This window comes from Amycolatopsis sp. 505, assembly GCF_031625235.1.
Classification (GTDB): domain Bacteria; phylum Actinomycetota; class Actinomycetes; order Mycobacteriales; family Pseudonocardiaceae; genus Amycolatopsis.
Genome location: NZ_JACKQP010000004.1, coordinates 117,674 through 137,731 on the forward strand (window position 1 = coordinate 117,674; position 20,058 = coordinate 137,731).

At 71.4% G+C, this 20,058-nt stretch carries 19 protein-coding genes; 5 read left to right on the forward strand and 14 right to left on the reverse strand.

The window, feature by feature from the left end; translation table 11 throughout:
• The 7 genes from H5965_RS16390 to H5965_RS16420 form a co-directional block, all read right to left on the reverse strand.
• Nucleotides 1–1,395 (reverse strand): nitrate/nitrite transporter, encoded by a 1,395-nt coding sequence (locus H5965_RS16390; RefSeq protein ID WP_310970752.1) that lies wholly within the window; start codon nt 1,393–1,395, stop codon nt 1–3.
• The gene (locus tag H5965_RS16395) at nt 1,392–2,819 is read right to left on the reverse strand and encodes an FAD-dependent oxidoreductase (RefSeq protein WP_310970753.1); all 1,428 of its coding nucleotides are present in this window, start codon (nt 2,817–2,819) and stop codon (nt 1,392–1,394) included. Before H5965_RS16395 ends, H5965_RS16390 begins: the two co-directional genes overlap by 4 nt.
• A complete protein-coding gene (locus H5965_RS16400) occupies nt 2,816–4,864 on the reverse strand; it encodes a molybdopterin oxidoreductase family protein (RefSeq protein WP_310970754.1) in 2,049 nt (682 codons plus the stop codon). The genes H5965_RS16395 and H5965_RS16400 overlap by 4 nt, the downstream gene beginning before the upstream one ends.
• 346 nt (nt 4,865–5,210) lie before the next feature.
• Nucleotides 5,211–6,008 carry a TIGR02569 family protein gene (locus tag H5965_RS16405; protein WP_310970756.1) on the reverse strand — a complete coding sequence of 266 codons (798 nt, stop codon included), beginning with the start codon at nt 6,006–6,008 and terminating at the stop codon, nt 5,211–5,213.
• 88 nt (nt 6,009–6,096) lie between these two features.
• The gene (gene moeZ, locus H5965_RS16410; RefSeq protein ID WP_310970757.1) at nt 6,097–7,272 is read right to left on the reverse strand and encodes an adenylyltransferase/sulfurtransferase MoeZ; all 1,176 of its coding nucleotides are present in this window, start codon (nt 7,270–7,272) and stop codon (nt 6,097–6,099) included.
• A gap of 89 nt (nt 7,273–7,361) precedes the next feature.
• Complete coding sequence (locus H5965_RS16415; protein ID WP_310970758.1) at nt 7,362–8,528, reverse strand: DUF3152 domain-containing protein; 1,167 nt, start codon at nt 8,526–8,528, stop codon at nt 7,362–7,364.
• 81 nt (nt 8,529–8,609) lie between these two features.
• Nucleotides 8,610–9,587 carry an alpha/beta hydrolase gene (locus tag H5965_RS16420; protein WP_310970760.1) on the reverse strand — a complete coding sequence of 326 codons (978 nt, stop codon included), beginning with the start codon at nt 9,585–9,587 and terminating at the stop codon, nt 8,610–8,612.
• 113 nt (nt 9,588–9,700) lie between these two features.
• Between H5965_RS16420 and H5965_RS16425 the strand changes: the two genes are divergently transcribed.
• Nucleotides 9,701–10,327 (forward strand): TetR/AcrR family transcriptional regulator, encoded by a 627-nt coding sequence (locus H5965_RS16425; RefSeq protein ID WP_003095505.1) that lies wholly within the window; start codon nt 9,701–9,703, stop codon nt 10,325–10,327.
• Between the two features lie 192 nt (nt 10,328–10,519).
• Here the strand turns inward: H5965_RS16425 and H5965_RS16430 are convergent, their stop codons facing one another.
• Nucleotides 10,520–11,431, reverse strand: coding sequence for an alpha/beta hydrolase (locus H5965_RS16430; protein ID WP_310970762.1), 912 nt, complete (start codon nt 11,429–11,431; stop codon nt 10,520–10,522).
• Nucleotides 11,428–12,336, reverse strand: a complete 909-nt coding sequence (locus H5965_RS16435) for a diiron oxygenase (protein WP_310970763.1) — start codon at nt 12,334–12,336, stop codon at nt 11,428–11,430. The genes H5965_RS16430 and H5965_RS16435 overlap by 4 nt, the downstream gene beginning before the upstream one ends.
• A 55-nt stretch (nt 12,337–12,391) precedes the next feature.
• On the opposite strand from H5965_RS16435, the gene H5965_RS16440 reads away from it, so the two are divergent.
• Nucleotides 12,392–13,162, forward strand: coding sequence for a TetR/AcrR family transcriptional regulator (locus tag H5965_RS16440; RefSeq protein ID WP_310970765.1), 771 nt, complete (start codon nt 12,392–12,394; stop codon nt 13,160–13,162).
• Nucleotides 13,159–13,482: a DUF4873 domain-containing protein gene (locus H5965_RS16445; protein WP_310970766.1), complete on the forward strand. Its 324-nt coding sequence runs from the start codon at nt 13,159–13,161 to the stop codon at nt 13,480–13,482. The genes H5965_RS16440 and H5965_RS16445 overlap by 4 nt, the downstream gene beginning before the upstream one ends.
• Here H5965_RS16445 and H5965_RS16450 read toward each other — a convergent pair.
• From H5965_RS16450 to H5965_RS16460, 3 genes are all read right to left on the reverse strand, one after another.
• Complete coding sequence (locus tag H5965_RS16450) at nt 13,479–13,928, reverse strand: pyridoxamine 5'-phosphate oxidase family protein (protein WP_310970768.1); 450 nt, start codon at nt 13,926–13,928, stop codon at nt 13,479–13,481. The genes H5965_RS16445 and H5965_RS16450 overlap by 4 nt on opposite strands.
• 104 nt (nt 13,929–14,032) lie before the next feature.
• On the reverse strand, nt 14,033–14,263 hold the full coding sequence (locus tag H5965_RS16455) for a DUF3107 domain-containing protein (protein ID WP_013223016.1): 231 nt from the start codon (nt 14,261–14,263) through the stop codon (nt 14,033–14,035).
• A gap of 119 nt (nt 14,264–14,382) precedes the next feature.
• Entirely contained in the window at nt 14,383–15,036 is a 654-nt protein-coding gene (locus H5965_RS16460) for a ferritin-like fold-containing protein (protein ID WP_091304346.1), read from the reverse strand.
• A gap of 554 nt (nt 15,037–15,590) precedes the next feature.
• Here H5965_RS16460 and H5965_RS16465 point away from each other — a divergent pair.
• Nucleotides 15,591–17,051, forward strand: coding sequence for a DEAD/DEAH box helicase (locus H5965_RS16465; protein ID WP_310970772.1), 1,461 nt, complete (start codon nt 15,591–15,593; stop codon nt 17,049–17,051).
• A 26-nt stretch (nt 17,052–17,077) separates the two neighbouring features.
• Nucleotides 17,078–18,376, forward strand: a complete 1,299-nt coding sequence (locus tag H5965_RS16470; protein ID WP_310970774.1) for a hypothetical protein — start codon at nt 17,078–17,080, stop codon at nt 18,374–18,376.
• A gap of 15 nt (nt 18,377–18,391) precedes the next feature.
• Here H5965_RS16470 and H5965_RS16475 read toward each other — a convergent pair whose 3' ends face one another.
• Both H5965_RS16475 and H5965_RS16480 read right to left on the reverse strand, forming a co-directional pair.
• Entirely contained in the window at nt 18,392–19,132 is a 741-nt protein-coding gene (locus H5965_RS16475; protein WP_310970775.1) for a hypothetical protein, read from the reverse strand.
• Nucleotides 19,133–19,145: 13 nt separating this feature from the next.
• Nucleotides 19,146–19,997, reverse strand: coding sequence for a PD-(D/E)XK nuclease family protein (locus H5965_RS16480; protein WP_310971362.1), 852 nt, complete (start codon nt 19,995–19,997; stop codon nt 19,146–19,148).
• Between the last annotated feature and the right edge of the window lie 61 nt (nt 19,998–20,058).

The following is a 20,058-nucleotide window of genomic DNA, read 5'->3' on the forward strand; positions in this document are numbered from 1 at the left end:
TCAGACCTCCGCTCCCGCGAGCGCCAGACCGCGCTCACTCGTGGGCTGTTCGGCGGGCTTCCGCAGGTAGACCGCCCAGGTGACGGCGAAGCAGAGCCCGTAGAAGACGAGGAATCCGATGAAGGCGGGCACGCCGCTCTTCGCGTCGGCGAAGGACTGCCGGAACGCCAGGTTGATGAAGAGGCCGCCTTCGGCACCGATCGCGCCGGCCAGGCCGATCAGCGCGCCGGACAGGCGCCGTGCCTTGAGCAGTTCGGCCGTCTCTCCGGCGCCGTTCGCGATGGCGACCTTCGCCTTGGCGCGGAAGATGGCCGGGATCATCTTGTACGTCGAGCCGTTGCCGATGCCGGTGAGCACGAACAGCACGATGAAGGCGATCGTGAACAGCGCCAGGGACTTCGACGTCGACGCCAGGATCAGCACCACCGTGGCCAGCGCCATCCCGATGAACGTGAAGAAGGTGACCTTGCCGCCGCCGATGCGGTCGGCCAGCCAGCCGCCGGTGGGCCGCGAGAGCGAGCCGAGCAGCGGGCCGAGGAACGTCACCGCGGCCGCCTGCAGCGGCGTGCGGCCGAACTGGTTCTGCAGCACCAGGCCGAAGGCGAAGCTGTAGCCGATGAACGAGCCGAACGTGCCGACGTACAGGAACGACATCACCCAGGTGTGCGGGTCCTTGACGACCTCGCGCATCGCCTTCGTGTCGCCCTTCATGGTGGCGAGGTTGTCCATGTAGAAGTACGCGCACAGCGCCGCGATGACGATCAGCGGCAGGTAGATGAACAGCACCAGCCGCGGCGCGGTCGCGCCCGCCGTGCCGATCACCAGCAGCCCGACCAGCTGGATCGCCGCGACACCGAGGTTGCCGCCGCCGGCGTTGAGGCCCAGCGCCCAGCCCTTGTGCTTCTCGGGGTAGAAGGCGTTGATGTTCGTCATCGACGAGGCGAAGTTGCCGCCGCCCACCCCGCCGAGGGCGGCGACGAGCAGGAAGGTGCCGAGCGACGTGCCGGGGTGCAGCACGATCGCGGCCAGCGTGGTCGGGATCAGCAGCAGCACGGCCGAGACGACCGTCCAGTTGCGGCCGCCGAACTTCGCCACGGCGAACGTGTAGGGCAGCCGCATCAGGCCGCCGATCAGCGTCGGCGTCGAGACGAGGAGGAACTTGTCGGCGGCGGAGAAGCCGTAGTCCTTGCCCATGAACAGGACGATGACCGACCAGAGGGTCCAGATCGAGAAGCCGATGTGCTCGGCGAAGACCGAGAACCACAGGTTGCGGCGGGCGACCTTCTTGCCCGTGGACTCCCAGAATTCTTCGTTCTCGGGTTCCCAGTGCTCGATCCAGTGCTTTCCTTGGTGGGCCACGGCGTTCTCCTTCGTGCGGGGGTTCGTGCTGGTCATTGCGCGGCGAGCCAGTTCGCGATGCCGCCGACGGTGTCGGTGCACCCGCCGCATCCCGTGGTGGCTCGCGTGGCCCGCGCCAGTGCGGGAGTGTCGGTGGCCCCGGCCTTCCAGGCCTCGATCAGCCGGCCCTTGGTGACGTTGTTGCAGCGGCAGATCACCGCCGCCGCGGGCAGGTCGGCGGGGCTGGCCGCCGGGGTGCTGCCGCTGGGCAGCGCGCGGCCGAGCAGGACGGCGAGCCGGTCGTCCGGCAGCGGCGTCCCGCGGTCGTGGAACTGCGTGATGGTGGCGGCCGCGTCGGGCAGGCCGAGCAGGATCGCCCCGGTGACGCGGTTTTCGCGGACGACGAGCTTGCCGTACCGGCCACCGGTGGGGTCGTTGAAGGTGAGCACCTCGGCGCCGTTGTCGGATGCTTCGAGCTGGGTCTCGCCGAGCGCGGCGAGGTCGATGCCGCGGGCCTTGAGCCGGGTGACAGCCGTGGTGCCGCGGTAGCGGGCCGCCGCGTTCGTCCCGGTCAGGACGTCGGCGAGGACTTCGGCCTGCTCCCAGGCGGGCTGGATCAGCCCGGCCGGGGCGCCGGGGTGGCGGGCGCAGTCGCCGAGGGCGTGGATGCGGCCGTCGCTGGTGCGCAGGACGTCGTCGACGAGGATGCCCAAGTCGACGTCGAGGCCGGCTTCGGCGGCCAGGCTGGTCTCGGCGCGGACGCCGGCGGCGACCACGACCAGGTCGGCCGGGACGAGGCTGCCGTCGTCGAGCTTGAGCCCGTCGCCGGGCAGGTAGCGGGCGGCGGTGGCGCCGAACTTGAACGTCACGCCCAGGTCGGTCAGCCGGCGGGCCAGCACGTGCCCGGCCGCGGGGTCGAGCTGGCGTTCCATGACGTGACCCAGCGGGTGCACGACGGTCACCTGGTTGCCGCGCCCGGCGAGCCCGCGGGCGGCTTCGAGGCCGAGCAGGCCGCCGCCGAGCACCGCGACCGGCGCGCCGAACCGGGCGGCGTCGAGGATCTTGGCGCAGTCGTCGAGGCTGCGGAAGGCGACCACGCCCGGGCCGGCTTCCAGGCCTTCGACCGGCGGGATCCACGGGTTCGCGCCGGTGGCGAGCACCAGGGCGTCGTAGTCGACCGAGGAACCGTCGGCCAGCTCGACACAGCGCTTCTCGCGGTCGATGCGTGCTACGTCGACGCCCAGCCGGAGGTCGATGTTGTGGCGCTGGGCCCATTCGTCGTCGTGCAAGCGGACGCTTTCGGCGCTCATCCCGCCCGCGACGACGGCGGACAGCAGGACCCGGTTGTAGGCGGCGTGCTTCTCGGCACCGAGGACGGTCAGGCGGACGCGCTCGGCGATCGGGTCACGGCGGCGGATTTCGTCGGCGAGCCGGGCGCCGGCCATGCCGTAGCCGACGATGACGACTTCACGGGGGGTCATGCGGCACCATCCACAGTAGACAGGGCAACGGCACACACCTTGAACTCCGGCATCCGGGAAACCGGGTCGAGCGCCGGGTTGGTGAACAGGTTGGCGCGCTGCTCACCCGGGAAGTGGAACGGCAGGAAGACGAGGTCGGGTTTGAGGCTCTGGGCGAACCGGACGCGCGCGACGGTTTCGCCGCGCCGGGAGCTGATCAGCGCCCGGTCGCCTTCTTCGAGCCCGGCGCGCTTGGCGGTGTCCGGGTGGACCTCGACGAACGCCTCCGGCACGACCTCGTTGAGCTCGCCGATCAACCGCGTCTGCGCGCCCGACTGGTAGTGCTGCAGCACGCGGCCGGTGGTGGCCTGCAAGGGGAACTCGTCGTCCGGGAGCTCGGCCGGGCCGGTGTGCTCGACCGGCACGAACCGCGCGCGGCCGTCCGGGTGGGCGAAGGCGTCGAGGAACATCCGCGGGGTGCCGGGGTGGTCGTTCCCGGGGACCGGCCAGTGCAGCGCCTCCCCGCTGCGGAGCCGGTCGTAGCTGACGCCGGAGTAGTCGGCGATGCCACCCTTGGACGCGACCCGCAGTTCCTCGAACACGGTCTCGGCGTCGGTCGGGAACCGGCCTTCGGGCTGGCCCAGCCGGAGCGCGAGGCCGTGGAGGACGTCGAGGTCGGACCGGACGCCCGGCGGCGGGGTCAACGCCCTGCGCCGCAGCAGGATCCGGCCTTCGAGGTTGGTGAGCGTGCCGTCCTCCTCGGCCCACTGGGTGACCGGCAGGACGACGTCGGCGAGCGCCGCGGTCTCCGACAGCACGAAGTCGGCGACGACCAGGAAGTCCAGTTCGGACAGTCGATCCTGGACCCGCTGCGAGCGCGGCGCCGAGACGACGACGTTGCTGCCGAACACCATCAGCGCCTTCGGGCCGTTCTCCTGGCCGAGCGCTTCGAGCAGTTCGGTGGCCGAACGGCCGGGACCGGGCAGGCTTTCGGCGTCCACACCCCAGACGCCGGCGACGTACGCGCGCGCGGCCGGGTCGTCGAGCTTGCGGTAGCCCGGCAGCTGGTCGGCCTTCTGGCCGTGCTCGCGCCCGCCTTGGCCGTTGCCCTGGCCGGTGAGGCAGCCGTAGCCGGAGCCCTGGCGGCCGGGCAGGCCGAGGCTGAGGGCGAGGTTGATCCAGGCGCCGACGGTCGCGGTGCCGGTGGCGTGCTGCTCGGTGCCGCGGGCGGTGAGGACGTAGGCGTTGCGGGCGCCGGCGAGCTTCTCGGCGGCGAGCCGCAGGTCGGCGGCCGAGACACCGGTGACGCGCTCGGCGCGCTCCGGCCACCAGCTCGCGGCGATCCGCCACACGTCGGCGAACCCGCTGGTGCGCTCGTCCACATAGGACTGGTCGAGGTGGCCGCCTTCGACGACGGCGTGCAGGATGCCCAGCGCCAGTGCGAGATCCGTGCCGGGCGCGGGCGCCAGGTGCAGGCTCGCCAGCTCGGCGGTCGGGGTCCGCCGCGGGTCGACGACGATCAGGTCGGTGCCGCGCAGGTGCTGGGTGAACGGAGGCATCGTCTCGGCCGGGTTCGCCCCGGCGAGCAGCACGACGTCGGCGTTCTTGAGATCGGTGACGGGGAACGGCATCCCGCGGTCGGCGCCGAAGGCCTTGATCCCCGCGGCGGCGGCCGACGACATGCACCACCGGCCGTTGTAGTCGATCTGCGAGGTGCCGAGCGCGACCCGGGCGAACTTGCCGAGCAGGTAGGCCTTTTCGTTGGTCAGCCCCCCGCCGCCGAAGATCGCGACGCCGTCGGGGCCGTGGTTTTCCTGCGTCTCGCGGAGCTTGCGGGCGACGAAGTCGAGAGCGAAGTCCCAGCTGACCGGCTCGAGCGCACCGTTGACGCGCAGCATCGGCGTGGTCAGCCGCTTCGGGCTGGTGAGCAGCGAGCCGGAGGTCCAGCCCTTCTGGCACAGGCCGCCGGCGTTGACGGGGAAGCCCCGCGGGGTGACGCGGGTGCCGTCGAGGCTCATCCCGCACTGCAGGGCGCAGTACGGGCAGTGGGTGTCGACCTGCGGCATCGGGCACCTCCTCGGCGTTTCGGGCGTGCCCTGACGCTAAGGAGGCCGTGTTAACCGGATTCGACCGAATGTTTCAGGCAGTTGACATTGCGGCGGTGTTTCCGCCGCCCGGCCGGTGAGATCCGTGTCCATCTGCCGGGAGTAGGGAGGTCAGCGGTCGGTTCCCGAAGGTGACACGGGTGGCTGGGACGTGGGTCACAAGCCCCCGGACACCGTGTCGTCCATCCAGGTACGCGTGTCGTCCATCCAGGTACGCGTGTCGTCCATGCCGGTACGCGTACACAGCCGGACGACACGCGTATCCAGATGGACGACACGCGTACGCAGGTGGACGACACGGCGGCGCTCAAAGGACGCCGGACACCTCGCGCGCCGCCGCGCGCAGGCCGTCCAGCGATGCCTGGGTCGACCTCGGGTTCAGCGCGTTCGACGCCAACCGGAACAGCACTGCGCGCAACAGCAGCTGTGGCCACTCCGGCAGGTGAGCCCACCTTTCGAGCAGGTCCCGCCCCGCGCCGCCCCAGGCCAGGGCGTCGACCGCGACGATCGCCGCGCCGTACTCGCCCGGCCGGTAGTACGGGACGAAGTCGACCAAGCCCGGGCCGGCGTCTCCGTCGAAGAGCAGCCCCGCCAGCAGCTCACCGTGCGCCACCTGCGACGGGAGCCGGATCGGGCGGCGGGCGGGTGCGAGGACCTCGAACCAGCGGCCGCCCTTCGTCTCGTCCAGGGGGACCTCGAGCTCCTCCCAGGCCACGCGGTCGGCGACCGCGTCGACGTCGGTGCGCGTGTCGAGGAAGTCCGGCCGCGGCAGGCCGACCGTGGCCCGGTGCAGCTTGACCGCGGCCAGCACCGAAGCGTCGCCGCGGTGCTCCGGTGTGCCGGAGACGAACCGGGAGGCCGTCCAGCCGCCGACGATCCAGCGGCCGTCCGTGGAGCGAACCGGCTTCGCGACCCGGAGGCCCGGCTCGCGGACGTAGTCGAGTGCGTGCGCGGTCCACAGTGTCCGGACCTTGTCGGTGACCGGCTTGAGCACCAGGTCGCCGCAGCGCCACGCCGTCGAATCCGGCAGGCGTTCACCGTCGTCCGCGGGGCCGCCGAAGGCCGCGCGGACGTGCGCCGGGGGACGTTCGAGGGTTGACCGCACGAGCCGTGACGTTACCCGGCCGGGTGTTCCACGAATGAGAAGACTCGCTGCTCACACGCGGTTTCCCGGCCGGGCGAAAGACACACTGTCAGTAGGTCGGCAGGCTCGGGTCGATCTGCTTCGCCCAGGCGAGCACGCCGCCGCCGAGGTGCGTCGCGTCCTTGAAGCCGGCCGCGTGCAGGGCGGCGAGGGCCTCGGCGGACCGGGCACCGGACTTGCAGTGCAGGACGATCGGCTTGTCCTGCGGCAGCTCGGCCAGCGCCTCACCCGAGAGGATCCGGTCCTTCGGGATCAGCGTCGCGCCCTTGATGTTGACGATCTCGTACTCGTGCGGCTCACGGACGTCGATCAGCGCGAAGTTCTCGCCGCTGTCGAACTTGGCCTTGAGCTCCGCCGGGGTGATCGTGCTGCCCGACGCCGCCGAAGCCGCCTCGTCGGACACGACCCCGCAGAACGCCTCGTAGTCGATCAGCTCGGTGATCTTCGGGGTGTCCGGGTCCTTGCGGATCTTGACCTCGCGGTACTTCATCTCCAGCGCGTCGTAGCTGATCAGGCGGCCGAGCAGCGGCTCGCCGATGCCGGTGATGAGCTTGATCGCCTCGGTCACCATGATCGAGCCGATGGACGCGCACAGCACGCCCAGCACGCCACCCTCGGCGCAGGAGGGCACCATGCCCGGGGGCGGCGGCTCCGGGTAGAGGTCGCGGTAGTTGAGGCCCTTGCCGTTCGGCGCGTCCTCCCAGAACACGCTGACCTGGCCCTCGAACCGGAAGATCGAGCCCCAGACGTACGGCTTGCCCAGCAGCACCGCGGCGTCGTTCACCAGGTAGCGCGTCGCGAAGTTGTCGGTGCCGTCGACGATCAGGTCGTACTGCCCGAAGATCTCCAGCGCGTTCGAGGAGTCGAGGCGATCGGTGTGCAGGTGCACCTTGACCAGCGGGTTGATCTCGGCGATCGACTCCTGCGCGGACGCGGCCTTGAGCTTGCCGACGTCGGACTGGCCGTGGATGACCTGGCGCTGCAGGTTCGACTCGTCCACCACGTCGAAGTCGACGATGCCGAGCGTGCCGACCCCGGCGGCGGCCAGGTACAGCAGCGCGGGGCTGCCGAGGCCGCCGGCCCCGATCACCAGGACCTTCGCGTTCTTCAGCCGCTTCTGCCCGGTCACCCCGACGTCGGGGATGATCAGGTGACGGCTGTACCGGGCCACCTCTTCCTTGGTGAGCTCGGCAGCCGGCTCGACGAGCGGCGGCAGTGCTGACATGGGTCCTCCATCTCGCGCGCGTATCGCGTCCATCCCACTATGCACAACGCGCGCAGGCAAATATGCCTTCCCGCGTCCAGGGAGTGGGATTACTGCGGGGTGGGGTTCGGCCAGGAGTTGGTCTTGCAGATGCGGCCGTCCTTGGCCACCTTGCCCTTGTCGCCGCCGGGGATGTCGTTGAGCATCGCCACGTAGTCGTCGTTGACGCCGAAGGACTGCTGCATCATCACCGGCGCCGGCTGGTCGGTGCCGCCGCAGCCGACGTGCTGGTTGCCCAGGGCGTGCCCGACCTCGTGGTTGATGGCGTACTGCCGGTACCCGGTCATGTCGGCGCCGTAAGCCTTCGCGCCGCGCACCCAGCGGGCCAGGTTGATCAGCACCCGGCCGAGGCTCTTGCGGTAGCAGGAGGCCTCGAACTTGATCTGGAACCCGCAGGCGTCCGGCCGGTGCGTGGTCTCCGGCGTGGTCAGGCTCACCCGGAACGACGGGTTCGGGAAGTTGGCGTCCACCCGCTGGAACGCGATCTTGCCGTCCCAGGTCCAGCCCTGGGTCGGGTTTGACAGCGTGCCCTGGACGGCGGTGGCGAAAGCGTCGTCACCGGCGTAGCTCGCCGGGTCGATGCCGTCCTCGACCTCGACGGTGTAGGTGTACAGCTTCCCGTTGCCGATCTTCGGGCCGCTGCCCGGGACGACGTGCCACTTGCCCGCGCCCGCCTGCGTGAACGGGATGCCCTCCGGCAGGTCCGCGGTCGGCACCTTGAGGTCGACCGGGGTGGCCGGGTTCTCCGGGATGGGCTGCTCGCCGTTGCCGTCGATCGCGCCGCCGGAGGAGTCGCCGCCCGCCGACTCGACGCCGGGCGCGGAGGCGCCGGGGCCCTGCTCGGCGATCGGCTGGGCCGGGCTGTTGGCCGTGTTGACCACGACGAGCACGGTCAGCACCACCAGGATCGGCAGCGCGTAGACGCGCCAGCCGTAGGTCTTGGTCAGCTTCCCCAGGCCGGACTTCGACGGCGGGTCCGCCTCCTGCTCCCGGGCGACCGGCACCTCCGGCTTCCAGGAGGCGCTCAGCGGCTCGGCGCTGGTCCGGCGGCTGCCCGAGCGGTAGCGGTCCTCGCCGGCGCGCAGCGCCGGCGCCTTCGACGACGGGCGGTACTGCCCGGTGCGGGGGTGGTCCTCGGCGTCCGGCGCCCGGCGAGCCGACGCGCGGTGGGGCGTCCGCCGATCTTCGCCTCGCGCGTCCTGCTTCACCCGGTCCACCGCACCAGGGTGCCACAGCGGCGAAGCGCCACTCGCGCCGACTGGCGGATCATCGAGTGAACTCGGCATCCCCCGATCGGGCTACCAGGTGCCCGCTTCGACGTGCTCCCACATGCCCAGCACGGCCTTCGCGACGACGACCGGGCGTTCCATCTGCGCCACGTGGCCCGTGCGCGGCAGCACGAGCAGCCGGGCCCGCGGGATCGCCCGGGCGGTCCGCACCGCGCGTTTCACCGAGATGACGCGGTCCTCCCGGCCCCAGACGACCAGCGTCGGCGCCTTGACGAGCGGCGCGACCGACCACAGCGACGCCTTCCCGAGCGTCGACCACGCCCGGAAGATGGCGAACGTGCTGCGCGCCATCGCGGGCGCGGCCCAGGCGAACCCCGCGCGGGCGCCGTGTTCCTCGGTCAGCTCGTCGAGCCGGCTCTCGGGGAACCGCGACGGGTCGGCGAAGCACAACTTGATGACCTGAGCGGCGCGTTCCCGCGGCCCGAGCGCGGCCAGCTGGGCCCGCACCCGCGCGCCGACGAGCGGCAGGTAGGCGAACGCCATCCGCGGGTCCGACAGCCGCCGCGGGTCGAGCCGCAGGTCGGGCACCGCCGGCGAGATGAGCGTCAGCGTCTTCACGAGCTCGGGCTTCTGGGCCGCGACCAGCAGGGCGATCGCGCCGCCCATCGAGTTGCCGAACAGGTGCACCGGTCCGCCGACCGCCTCGATGTGCTTCACGACGACGTCTGCGTGCGCCTGGAGCGTGAAGTCGAAGCCTTCTTCGGGCTCGGAGTAGCCGAATCCGGGCAGGTCGATCGCCGTGCCGCCGGCGACCGGCGAGAGCAGGGCGGCCAGGTCGGTCCAGTTCGTCGACGAGCCGCCGAGGCCGTGGACGTACACCGCCGGGACGCCGTCCGGGCCCGGCGTGCGGCGGACGTGCAGCCGGGCGGTGCCGACCTCTTCGAACGCCGCCGGCCAGGGCGGCGGGACCGGGTCGAGCGACGGCAAGGCCCTGCTCGAGAGCGGCACGTGGGTCAGCGGCGGCCGGGCCTGCACGGGGGTGTTCACGGGTCCAGAATGCCCGACCCTTGGCGCGGCACACGTACCGGCGAGTAATCTTCAGGGCGACTTCACGCGGTGGCGACCCCGCCCGTCGAAGAAGCGATGACGGGAGGATGAGCATGACGGAGATGACGCGGCTGCAGCAACGTGGGGTGCGGCTGCCCCGGACCGAGCGCCGGGCTCAGCTCCTCGCCGCGGCGCAACGGGTCTTCGCCGAAAACGGTTACCACGCCGCCGCGATGGACGAGATCGCCGAGGTCGCGGGCGTCTCGAAGCCGGTGCTGTACCAGCACTTCCCCGGCAAGCTCGATCTGTACATCGCGCTGCTGGAGAGCCACGTCGACGAGCTGGTCAAGCGCGTCCAGAACGCACTGGACTCGACGACGGAGAACAAGCAGCGCGTGCCGGCGACGGTGGGCGCGTTCTTCGACTTCGTGAGCAACGACGCGGGCGCGTTCCGGATGGTCTTCGAGTCCGACCTGCGCGGCGAGCCGGCGGTCCAGGAAGCGGTCGACCGGGCGACGTCGGCGAGCGTGGACGCGATCACCGAGACGATCACGGCGGACGCGGGCCTCGACGAGGACAAGGCGCGGCTGCTGGCTGTCGGGCTGGTCGGGATGAGCCAGGTCAGCGCCCGGTTCTGGCTGGCCCACCACCAGTCGATGAGCCGCGAGGAGGCGGTGGCCCTGACGGCCAACCTCGCCTGGCGCGGCATCGGCGGCGGCTTCCCGCTCAAGGACTCCTGACGCCTCGGGCCGGGTGTGAACTAACCGGTTAGTTACGCTGGCCCTCCAGGTGAACTATCCGGTTAGTTACGCCCTGATCCAGTGAACTATCCGGTTAGTTAACCCGGCGTTCGTTGAACTATCCGGTTAGTTACCTAGGCCGCCGATGTACTATCCGGTTAATTCCCTTGAACTCACCAGTTAGTACATTACTCAGCGCGCGGCAGCCACCCGGACCAGCGCGGAGATGCGGCGGGCGACCTCGAAAGGACGCTCCTGCGGCAGCATGTGCCCCGCACCGGGAAACCGGACGAACTCCGCGTGCGGCAGTTCCTCCGCGATCACCTTCGCGTGCGGCTGCGGGCACAGCCGGTCCTTCTCCCCCGCCAGCACCACCGACGGCACGTCGCACAACGCGCCCAGCCCGCCGACGCCCCGGTGGGCCGCGATGGCGTCCAGGAACAGCCCCGCGCTCGCCGGGTGCGCGCAGAGCAGCTGCTCGACGACGCTGTCCACCTGCGCCCGCCCCGGCCGGTCGCCGAACACGAGCCGCCGGGCGCCCGAACGGACCAGGCCCGGCCGCAGCCGCAGCGTGTCCGACCGCAAGCCGGCCAGCAGCCGGGCGACCCGTGGCTCGAAGCGCGTCACGCTCCGGCCGACCAGCCCGGGGAACCCGAGGGTCAGCTGGTCCATGTCCCCGGACGACGTCGCCACGAACGCCGCGCCGGCCAGCCGGGAAGCGACCAGCGACGGGTGCCGTTCGGCGAGCACCATCAGCGTCATCCCGCCCATCGAGTGCCCGGCCAGGACGAGGGGCCCGGAAGGGACGCGGTCGGCGATCAGCTCGGCGAGGTCGTCGGCCAGCCGCGCGATGGTGGCGCCGCCGGGCCGGGCCGGCGACGAACCGCCGTGGCCGCGCAGGTCGTAGCGCAGGACCCGCAGGCCGGGGTCGAGGTGCGGCAGCACGAAGTCCCACGTCCGGTGGTCCTGCGTCCAGCCGTGCACCAGGACCAGCGTCACCGCCGAATCGGCCGGCCCGGACTGCGAGACGTGCAGCGCGGCGCCGTCGCTCGCGACGAACCGGTGCTCGATCGCCGGGTTCCGCAGCCGGGACGCGGTCGTCATCGGCCCGCCGGGAGCAGGAACGACTTGCGCCAGAAGTACTTCCCGGGCAGCCCGACCAGGCCGGACTCCTGCAGGAACGGCATGATCTTCTCCCCGGCCCACGCGATCGTCCCCTGCCAGTTCGGGTTGTTCAGCGCCGCCTCGACGCCGTCGCGCGGGCGGATGCCGACCGCCTTGTAGACGTCCGGGTTGATGAACGCCCGCGTCACGAAGTACGAGATGACCGCGATGATGAACTGCTGGTAGGCGATCTCGGCCTTCGACAGCTTCGCCATCCCGCGCGTGACCTCTTCGCGGGCGAAGGTGACGTGCCGGGCCTCTTCCAGGACGTGGATCCGGTTGACCATCCGGACCAGTGGCTGGACGCCTTCGTCGTTCATCTGCTCGCGCTGCAGCCGGTCCAGGACCTCCTCGGCGACGAGGATCGCGCCGTAGCGGGCCGGGCCGTAGGAGATCGTCGGCATGAGCTTCGCGAGGCGCCGCAGCCACGGCACCGGGCCGTAGGCGGGGCAGCCGATCCGCGACGCCATCCGCGCGAACATCGTCGAGTGCCGGCATTCGTCGGCGATTTCGGTGAGCGCGAACTGGGCGTGCGCGGACGTCGGGTCCTGTTCGTAGACCTCTTTGAGCAGCATTTGCATCAGGAGGATTTCGAACCACAAACCGGTCGTGGCGACGCTCGCGACCTCGTGTTTGCCCAGCTCGATGCGCTGCTCGGGAGTCAGCTTGTCCCAGAGTTCGGTGCCGTAGAGCGAGGAGCGCTCTTCGAGGATGAACCGTTTGCCCTCGACCAGCGGCGCGGTCCAGTCGATGTCGACGTCGGGGTCGTAGAACTTGTTCGCCGACGACTTCAGCAGGCGGTCCGCGGTCTTCTCGCGATCCGGTTCCTTCAGCGTCCGCGTCATTGCCGACACCCCTTCCGCGACATGTAACTTGAGGTAACAGTTACCTGTGCGTAGCATGACCCTCGTGATCGAACGTGTCAAGCGCTCAGGCAAGCAGGCCGGCAAGTCCTCCCGCGGCGACGAAGCGACCGGCGACGCCCGGCGCGACCGCTGGCGCAAGCACCGGATCGCCCGGCGCAAGGAGTTCGTCGAAGCCGCGCTCCGGGCGCTCGACACGCACGGCCCGGACCTCGGCATGGAGGACGTCGCCGCGGAGGCCGGCGTCACGAAACCGGTGCTGTACCGGCACTTCGACGACAAGGCCGACCTGTACGTGGCCCTCGGCCAGCGCGGCACGGAAATCCTCTTCGAGCGGCTGATCCCGGCGATCAACGCCGAGCTGGCGCCGGTCCCGCGGATCCGGATGGCCCTCGACGCGTTCTTCACGGTGATCGAGGAGCACCCGAACCTCTATCGGCTGCTCGCGCACGGCCGGCCGGAGAAACCGGTGTCGTCGGACGTCGTGGCCGAGGACAAGGAGCTGATCGCGACGGCGCTGACCGCGCTGCTCGGCGACTACATGCGGATGTTCAACATGGACTCCGGCGCGGCCGAGCCGTGGGCGCACGGCATCGTCGGCATGGTCCAGAACACCGGCGAGTGGTGGCTGGACCGCCGGTCGATGAGCCGCGACGCGGTCGTGGAGTACCTGACGCAGATCATCTGGGCGGCCATCGACGGGCTGACCCGCCAGAACGGCGTGGTCATCGACCCGAACCTGCCCCTGGAAGCCAACAAGGTGGTCCAGCTGGGCCGCACCCCGGAGTCGCTGGAGGAAACGTCATGAGCGAGCACGAACACGACGAAGACGGCTACCACGGCGAGGCGACCCTGGTGGTCGACGGCGTTTCGCTGACGACGACGGTCGAGCTGCGCGGCTACTTCCAGCCGATCGACGGCTATTACCGCTGGTACGGCCGGGTGGCGGTGAACGAGGAGCTGACCCGCCTGGCGGGCGGCAAGAAGAAGGCCGTCGCCATCCAGGCGGGCGCGCACTCGGCCACCGGGGAACTGTCCGACCCGGACCCGTGGGGCCGCTACCGGATCACGGGCACGAGCACGCCGCCGTTCCACGTGCCCACGACCCTGGAAGAGCTCAACGCCTAGGGCAGCCGCGGGCCGGGCAGCTCCACGCCGGGCAGCACGCCGTTCGCGATGTCCGTGGCGCGCCACTTCGGCACGCTCAGCCGGACGGCCGTGACCGGCGCGGCCAGGAAGGGCGCGGCCTCGGGGACCTTGGCGACGAGCAGCTCGCGCACCCGCGCGTCTTCGTCGCCGCCGAGGATCTCGGCGGTGGCCTGGGCCTGCAGGAACGGCTGCATCGGCGAGCCGGTGGAGACGACGACCGAGACCACCGGGCTCTCCCGGATGGCGGCCAGCGTCCGGCCGCGGTCCTCGAGCACGAGGTTCAGCGTGAACTCGCCGCTTTCGGCGAAGTAGACCCCGCCGACCCACGGCCCGGCGCTGCCGGCGGTGGCGAGAAACATCGACTTGTGCGCGGACAGGGTGTTCCGCACGAGGTCCGCGACGGCGGCCTGTTCAAGAGTGGTCACCGGGCGAAGCTAGGGGCCGGAAAAGCGACACTCCAAGGAAAACGCCACCATCCGGTGAAACCGGGAAGGCCGTCCCTCGGGACGGCCTTCCCGCCGGGACCGAGTCAGTCGCCGACGCCGAAGCCGACCTTGCGGACGTCCGAGGGGGCGATCTCGACGTACGCGATGCGGTCGGACGGGACGATGTACTTGCGCCCCTTCTCGTCGTTGATGCGGAAGAGCCCGTCACCGGCCGTCAGGGCCTCGGCGACCAGCTTCTCCACCTCTTCGGGAGACTGGCCACTGGACACCACCAGCTCGCGCGGCGTGTCCTTGATGCCGATCTTGACCTCCACGTGGGACCTCCGCTGGAAATTCGTAAGGGATGTGCCGGCCAAGGCTAACCGAACCGGCTCGTTCCGGTGGCGCATGTCCGCGCCCGACCGCGTCGTCACTTCCGGGTACTCCATCGGGTTCAGCCCAGGCCGAGCGCCTGCATGCGCTTCGTGTGCCCCTGTTGCAACCGCCGGAACAGCGCCGCGATTCCGGAAAGGTCGCCCGAGCCGCTGATGATGAGCTCGGCCAGCCCGTCGCGCTCGGCGACGACGTACTGGGCCTGGGTCAGGGCCTCGCCGAGCAGGCGGCGGCCCCACAGGGCGAGCTTGTCGCGGGTCTTGGGGTCGGCCTCGATGCCGGCCGCGACCTCGCGTTCGGCGAAGGCCGAGTGGCCGGTGTCGGCCAGCACGGTCAGCACCAGGTCCTTCGTCTCCGGGTCGAGCCAGCTGGCGATCTCCCGGTACAGGTCGGCGGCGAGCCCGTCGCCGACGTAGGCCTTGACCAGCGACTCCAGGTACGACTTCGGGGGCGTCGAAGCGTGCCAGGCGTCGATGTGGTTCACGAACGGGGCCATCGCGTCTTCGATCTTGATGCCGTTCGCGGCCACGTGCTTGGCGAGCTGGCCGTAGTGACCGATCTCGGCGGCCGCCATCGCCGCCAGCGCGGCCCGCCCGGCCAGCGTGGGGGCGCTGCGCGCGTCCTCCGCCAGCCGGTCGAACGCGGACAGTTCGCCATAGGCGATCACCCCGAGAAGGTCGACTACGCCTTCACTGATCTCTTTGGGCTCGGTCACGGGGGCAGGGTATCGCCGAAGCACCCGGGCGTGTCGGGACGAGACCGATCACACTGGTTCCGGCGCGCCGGGTACTGTCGAAAAACTGCTGACCAGGTACACTGGCACACGATATCGAGCTTCCGTACGCCATACCGGCGTCGGGAAACAGGCAGGTCACGTGGCCTGCCGACGTACTGCAATGTGCGTGCACGCCTCTTCCGGCATTCCCGGGACGGACCGGTTCCGCGCTCCAGAACAGCGCCAGGGACCAGGGTTTACTCCCGGTCGAGTGTCGAGCGGACCCACGGCTGTGCGCGCTGGTCACGAGAGAGGCGATCACCCTGACCGCAGAAATTCCCACAACCGAACAGACCCCCGCCGTCGCGCTGGAACACAGCGAGACCGGCCCGGCCGCGCTCGACACGTCGCACCCGCTGCAGGCGGGCGTCGAGGTCGAGCCCGAGGCCCCGACCTTCGCGTCCTTCGGCGTCAAGCCCGAGATCGTCAAGGCTCTCGGCGAGGCCGGCATCGAGCGGACGTTCGCCATCCAGGCGCTCACCCTGCCGCTGGCCATGGCCGGCGACGACCTCATCGGCCAGGCCCGCACCGGCATGGGCAAGACCCTCGGCTTCGGCGTCCCGCTGCTGCACCGCGTGCAGGTCCCCGGCGACGGCACCCCGCAGGTGCTCGTCGTGGTGCCGACCCGCGAGCTGTGCATCCAGGTCGCCAACGACCTCAAGGGCGCCGGCAAGCACCTGGGCATCCGGACGCTGGCCATCTACGGCGGCCGCCCGTACGAGCCGCAGATCGAGGCGCTGCGCAAGGGCGTCGACGTCGTGATCGGCACCCCGGGCCGCCTGCTCGACCTGGCCGAGCAGCAGCACCTGGTGCTGGGCAAGGTCCGCGGCCTGGTGCTCGACGAGGCCGACGAGATGCTCGACCTGGGCTTCCTGCCCGACATCGAGCGCATCCTGCGGATGGTGCCGGACGAGCGGCAGACCATGCTGTTCTCGGCCACCATGCCCGGCCCGATCATCACGCTGGCCCGCACGTTCCTGAACCAGCCGACGCACATCCGCGCCGAGGAGAACGACGCCGGCGCGGTCCACGAGCGCACCACCCAGTTCGTCTACCGGGCGCACTCGATGGACAAGCCGGAGGTCATCGCCCGGGCGCTGCAGGCCGAAGGCCGCGGCCTCACGATGATCTTCAGCCGCACCAAGCGCACCGCGCAGAAGGTGGCCGACGACCTGGTCGAGCGCGGTTTCGCCGCCGCCGCCGTGCACGGTGACCTGGGCCAGGGCGCCCGCGAGCAGGCGCTGCGCGCGTTCCGCTCGGGCAAGGTCGACGTGCTGGTCGCGACCGACGTCGCCGCCCGCGGCATCGACATCGACGACGTCACGCACGTGATCAACTACCAGTGCCCGGAGGACGAGAAGACCTACGTCCACCGGATCGGCCGCACCGGCCGGGCCGGGCGCACCGGCGTCGCGATCACCCTCGTCGACTGGGACGAGGAGCCGCGCTGGAAGCTGATTTCGGACACCCTCGGCCTGGACATGCCGGAGCCGGTGGAGACGTACTCGTCGTCGAAGCACCTGTACGAGGACCTGGGCATCCCGGAGGGCACCACCGGGCGGCTGCCGCTGGCCAAGCGAACCCGCGCCGGCCTGGCCGCCGAGGAGGAAGAGGACCTGGGCGGCAAGAAGCGCGGCCGTCGTCGTGGCGAAGCCGCCTCGGAGGACGCGCCGCGCAAGCGCACCCGGGCCCCGCGCAAGCGGACCCGCGGCGGCTCGCGGGCGGCCGAGGCGATCGAGGCTGCGGACAACGCTGCCGCTGCTTCCTCGGACGGGGCTCCCGCTTCGGCGGAGGGCCGCACCCGGACCCGCCGCCGCACCCGCAGCGGAAACGCCCCGGAGGCGACCGGCCCGGCCGTCGAAAAGGAAGCCGGCGAGAACGCCGAGCGCCCGGCTCGACGGCGCCGCCGTCGCCGCCCGGCCGCGACGTCTGATACACCTGCGTCGGCAGACTGAGGCTTCTCCATCGGGGGTTCGGGTACGTGAGCGACGTCGAGAAGGCGGACTTCGGGTCCGAGGACGTACTCGAGGACACTCCCGAGAGCACTCCGCCCGCCCCGCGGGTCAAGGCACGTCGTTCGCCTTGGAACCGCGGGCGGGACAGGGTGGCCGCCGCGCTGATCGCGGTGGGCGTGCTCGCGGTCGCGTTGATCATCGGCGTGACGAGCGACAGCGCGGCCACCGACCGGACCGAGGCGGCGCCACCCCCGGCGCTGCCCGCGGTCCCGGACAAGGTCCCGGGGTCGATGGCGGAGATCTGGAGCGCCCCGAGCGGCGCGACACCGGTCCCGGTCGTGGCCGGCGAGTCGGTGGCCACCGCGAACGGCGGCGAGGTCGCCGCGCGCGACCCGCTGACCGGGCAGATCCGCTGGCACTACACGCGTGACCTGCCGTTGTGCACGCTGGACCAGGTGTGGGGGCGGCTGAACGCCGTCTATGCGAAGTCGATGGGGTGCAGCGAGGTCACGCAGCTGGACCCGGGCACGGGCCGCATCACGGCCCAGCGCAACGGCAACGCGGAGCTGGGCACCCAGCTGGTCGACGACGGCTCCCACGTCACGGCGACGGGCAAGAAACTCCTCACCACCTGGCGTGACGACCTGGTGCAGAGCGCGGAGTACGGCCAGGTCCCGGCGCTGGTCAACGCGGGCAAGCAGCCGCGAACGGGCTGCACGTACGGAACGGTCGCGGCGGGCTCGGGCAAGATCGGCGTGATCGAGCGCTGCCCGGGCGACCCGGCGGACCGGCTGACGGTGTACAAGGCGGCCCCGGAGAAGGACGACGAGCCGCAGGTCAGCTTCAGTTCGGTGCTGGCGGGCAAGAGGGCCCGCGTGATCGCGATGTCGGGCGACCTGACGGCGGTGGTGCTGCCGGACCAGAAGCTCCTGGTGGTCTACAACGGCGACGGCACCCAGCGCGCGGCGTACCCGCTGGACGTCCCGCCGGGCGACCTGGCGGCCGACCCGCCCTCGGGCGTCGAGGCCACCACCCAGACGGCGGCGAACATGTACTGGTTCAGCGGCTCGAAGCTGGTGGCCCTGTCCCGCGACGACCTGTCACCGCGCTGGACGTTGAGCAGCGCAGCGGGGCCGGGGATCACGTTCGCCCAGCAACTGGTGGTCCCGATCAAGGGCGGCTTGGCGGTGCTGAACGAGACGGACGGTTCGACGATCCGCACGGTCGGCGTCGACCGCCGCGGCTACCAGGGAGTGGTCCGCCTGGGTGCGGCCGGCCCGGTCCTGCTGGAACAACGCGGCCCGACCCTCACCGCCCTGAAGTAACCCGCCTGGTTCCGATCAGGCGAGCCAGAACATCGTTATGGCGGAGACCGTGAAGAGCACGACCGCGAGCCCGGCTCCCACGGCGGGCGGCCCGTTGCGGCGGTCGGCGACCCGCTGAGCAAGCAGGGCCAGCACGGCGGCGATCGGGTGACCGATCAGGAGCGTCGCGCCGGGGCCGGGTGCGCCGGTGAACAGGCAGATGATCCCGACGGCGAGCACCCCGGCGGCGAGGACGGCGAGCCCGGCCGCCAGCGAGCCGGTGAAACCGCGCCACCAGCGCCCACGGTCTTTCGCGGCCTTGGCGGGGGCCCTCTCGTCGGCCTCCGGAGAGGGCTCCACCGGCTCGACCCGCTCCGGCTCGACCCGCTCCTGCGGCTCGGTCGGCGCATCAGCCACAGCCCGCCCGCCGACCGGCGGCACAGCCGCCGCGCCGCGCACGGCCGCTGGCCCAGCAGGCTCGAGTGGCACGGCTGCCGCGCCGTGCGCGGGGACCGGCTCGGCGGGCTCGGCCCGCATCGACGGCACCGGACCCGGCACGGTCGGCGCATCAGCCACAGCCCGCCCGCCGACCGGCGGCACAGCCGCCGCGCCGCGCGCGGCCGCCGGCCCGGCAGGCTCGGCCCCGTCGCGTGGCACAGCCGCCGTGCCGCGCGCGGGCGTCGGCTCGGCGGCTTCGCGGGCCGCCACCTGCTCGGCGTCAGGCTCTCCGGCCGGCAGCGGCACTGTCGCCAGTTCGTCGGTGTCCGGTGAAGCCAACGTTCCCTCCCGTTCAGGGCGCGAGCAGGTCCCAGGGCTGCGCCGCCGGGGCTGCTTCCTGGCCCGCCGCGCAGCTCGGCCTGAAGTCGCACCAGGCGCACCTTCGGTCCGGGCGGGCCGGGAACAGCACCTCTGCGTCGCCGCCCGCGTCCAGGGTATCCGTGGCCAGCCTCAGGTCGCCCGCGGTCTCCTCTGCCCTCTGCAAGTGCCTCTGCAAGCTCTCCGGGGTGTGCTCCGCCGCCGCGATCGTGCCCGTCGGGACGTGGTGCAGCTCCACCGTCGTGCACGGCATGCGCAACGTCCTCGCCGCCGCCACCGCATACAGCGCAAGCGCTTGCGACGCCCTCGCCTCGTACTCGTCCGGCGGGCGGCGGCCCGTCTTGTAGTCCACGATCACCAATTCCCCGGCGCGGGCGTCGATCCGGTCCGCGCGCCCCTCGATGATCATCGACGGCCGCTCCCCCGGCGTGCCGGACACCGGCGCCGACACCCAGCGCTCCAGCCCCACCGGGTCGTGCGAGACGTCGTTGTCCTCGACGTACTCCGCCACCCAGCCCTTCGCCCGCGCCCGGTACCGCGCCGCCTGCTCCTCGCTCTCGAAGCCCGCGTCCTTCCAGAACTCCGCCACCAGCGCCACCGCCCGCTGCGGCACCCGCTTGAGCACCGGCAGGTCGAACAACGCCCGCAGCGCGTTGTGCACCACCGCGCCCAGCGTGCTGTGCGCCCACGGCCCGGTGCGCTGCGGCGTCGGCCGTTCGAGGTACGCGAGGCGGTACCGGCGCGGGCAATCGTCGAAGGTCGCCAGCCGCGCCGGCGAGACCTTCGTGAGCCGCACCGGTTGCGCCACGCCGAAGTCGAAGCCCATCTGCTCCTTCACGATGCCCACGCTACGCACCACCACCGACACTTTTTTCGGGGGTTCGGGT